This window comes from Saliphagus infecundisoli, from assembly GCF_020177375.1.
Classification (GTDB): Archaea; Halobacteriota; Halobacteria; order Halobacteriales; family Natrialbaceae; genus Saliphagus; species Saliphagus infecundisoli.
This window is the reverse complement of sequence record NZ_JAIWHV010000074.1, coordinates 1-2,248: the sequence shown is the minus strand read 5'-3', so window position 1 is coordinate 2,248 and position 2,248 is coordinate 1. Positions and strand designations below refer to the sequence as shown.

The following is a 2,248-nucleotide window of genomic DNA, read 5'->3' as shown; positions in this document are numbered from 1 at the left end:
TCGAACCGGTTGACTCATCGAAATCGAATGTGACAGTCCGGCTCTATTTGGTTCGGTTGAACGAGCGCAGATCCCGCCTAATCGGCGGGATCAGCTTTCCCATCGAGAATAACCCTCGGAAGTAGTGTGCGACGCGACCAGCTATTTCCCGCTGGTCCGGATCGAAGCCCGTGTCTCGGATGATTAGAGAACCCCCATAGCTTCCTTCGTCAGTGCTGGCGAAGTTCAAGGGCGTCTCGAAGCACACACCTCCAGAAATACCTCGGATTCCTCGGACTGAAACTCAACTCACCGGACGACTGGTTCGAGAAAGTGCTGTGTTGCGATGTATCGGGATGAACATCTAGCATACATAATTATGTGTGTTGGGCACACACCTACGAACTGAGTATGACCGACGCAAACGTCGCCCTCCTCGTTCGACTCCAAGCACAGTCCGGCAAAGAATCCGATGTCGAGGAATTCCTCCGTTCGGCACTGCCGATGGCCGAGGAAGAACCGGACACCACCACGTGGTTCGCGCTCCGCATGGATGATTCGACGTTCGGCATCTTCGACACCTTTCCGGATGAATCCGGTCGGGAAGCGCATCTCTCAGGCGAAATCGCTGCTGCCTTGGAGGAAAACGCGGACGAGCTGTTCGCAGAACCGCCGGAGATAGAAGAAGTCGACGTACTGGAGGCTAAACTCCCCTAACATCTGAAATTGGACAGACAGAAGCAACAAAGACGAATCTCACATCTCGTTCACGAACGCCGGACGTGGCGATGAACCCTTTCGCGCTACCGCGCCGTTAGTGGCGACCCTCCTCGAACTCCTCGATGATTTTATCACAGAAGGCGGGGATGTCGTCGGGCTTGCGGCTGGTCACCAGTCCCTCGTCGACGACGACTTCCTCGTTGACCCACTCGCCGCCCGCGTTGCGGATGTCGGTCTGTAAACTGGGGAAGGAAGTCAGCGTCCGACCCTCGACCACGTCGGCCTCGACCAGCGTCCACGGGCCGTGGCAGATGACTCCTGCGGGCTTTTCTGCCTCGATGAACTCCCTGACGAAATCCACTGCGTTGCCGTCCGCGCGGAGTTGGTCCGCTCCGACGGAGCCACCCGGAACGACGAGCCCATCGTAGTCGTCGGGAGAGACCTCGGAGAAGGTCTTCTCCACCTCGAACGTCTCGCCCGATTCGAGGTCGTTGTTGACGGTTTGGACCTCGCCGGTTTCGGCACCGACAACATCGGTGCTCGCCCCGGCGTCCTCAACGGCTCCCTTCGGTTCGGTGAACTCGACTTCCTCGGTGCCTCTCGGTGCGAGGAAGACAGCGACGTTCGTATCGGTGAGTGATTCTGCCATGGTGTTTTGCCTCCGTCCCTAACTGTACTTCTGCGGTTAAACAGTAGTTGAAAACACGCACTAAAAACGGAACTGATTCTGACCCGTTCGGTGCAGAGTATCGATGAGAACCAGACTGGCGATAGCCGACTTCTGATAAGTAACTCTTTCTTTATACGAACACCCGAAACAAAAACCTAGTGCCGCTTCAGCCTTGAACTACTAGGTTTATCTCCTCAGAACGCCTCTTAGAAGTATTCAGACGTGCTCTGAAGCCATTCATGCCACGAACCCAGCAGTATGTTGTTGATCTGTCTGCCGACGAACGAGCCGAACTCGAAGCAATGTTAGCGGCTGGAACCCACAAAACGCGTGTCCTCACGCGGGCACGTTGTCTCTTACATGCGGATGACGGCTTGACTGACGAGCAGGTCAGTCAAGCCGTCGGCTGTCACCCAGGAACGGTTGCCCGATTCAGGAAACGCTACACTGAGGACGGCCTCGCGGCGATTCATCGCCGCAAGGCCGACCGCGTCTACGAGCGCAAACTCGATGGGCGAGCCGAAGCGCATCTCATCGCGTTAGCGTGCAGCGACCCACCGGAAGGACACTCCCGGTGGTCGCTCCACCTTCTCGCCGAGCATTTCGTCGCTCTCAACGAGATCGACGTCGAGTCGATCTCGCACGAAACCGTTCGACAGGTGCTAAAAAAACACGACTGCACCCTCACCGATCAACCGCGTGGGTGATCAAGCCCGGCCACAACGCCGCGTTCGTCCACCGAATGGAGGACATCCTCGATCTCTACCACGAACCGTACGACCCAGCTCGGCCTGTCATCTGCTTCGACGAGAGCAATAAGGAGCTTCACAAGCACGTTCGCGACCCGCTCCCGGCTCGCCCGGGAGCGGTCGCTCGCTA

At 57.4% G+C, this 2,248-nt stretch carries 4 protein-coding genes and 1 pseudogene; 3 read left to right on the top strand and 2 right to left on the bottom strand.

The genetic code is table 11. The annotated features are described in order from the left end of the window. Window positions 1–186: 186 nt before the first annotated feature. Both LCF40_RS23940 and LCF40_RS23050 read left to right on the top strand, forming a co-directional pair. A pseudogene (locus tag LCF40_RS23940) lies at window positions 187–339 on the top strand (IS1595 family transposase); the annotation flags it as partial. Window positions 340–390: 51 nt separating this feature from the next. Continuing rightward, the gene (locus LCF40_RS23050; protein WP_004054295.1) at window positions 391–696 is read left to right on the top strand and encodes a putative quinol monooxygenase; all 306 of its coding nucleotides are present in this window, start codon (window positions 391–393) and stop codon (window positions 694–696) included. A gap of 97 nt (window positions 697–793) precedes the next feature. Here LCF40_RS23050 and LCF40_RS23045 read toward each other — a convergent pair whose 3' ends face one another. Beyond that, complete coding sequence (locus LCF40_RS23045) at window positions 794–1,348, bottom strand: type 1 glutamine amidotransferase domain-containing protein (RefSeq protein ID WP_224830452.1); 555 nt, start codon at window positions 1,346–1,348, stop codon at window positions 794–796. A 260-nt stretch (window positions 1,349–1,608) separates the two neighbouring features. On the opposite strand from LCF40_RS23045, the gene LCF40_RS23040 reads away from it, so the two are divergent. Next, entirely contained in the window at window positions 1,609–2,076 is a 468-nt protein-coding gene (locus LCF40_RS23040) for a helix-turn-helix domain-containing protein (RefSeq protein WP_224830451.1), read from the top strand. On the opposite strand, the gene LCF40_RS23035 is transcribed toward LCF40_RS23040, so the two are convergent. Continuing rightward, a partial coding sequence (locus LCF40_RS23035) for a hypothetical protein (protein WP_224830450.1) occupies window positions 2,061–2,248 on the bottom strand: 188 nt, incomplete at its 5' end. The genes LCF40_RS23040 and LCF40_RS23035 overlap by 16 nt on opposite strands.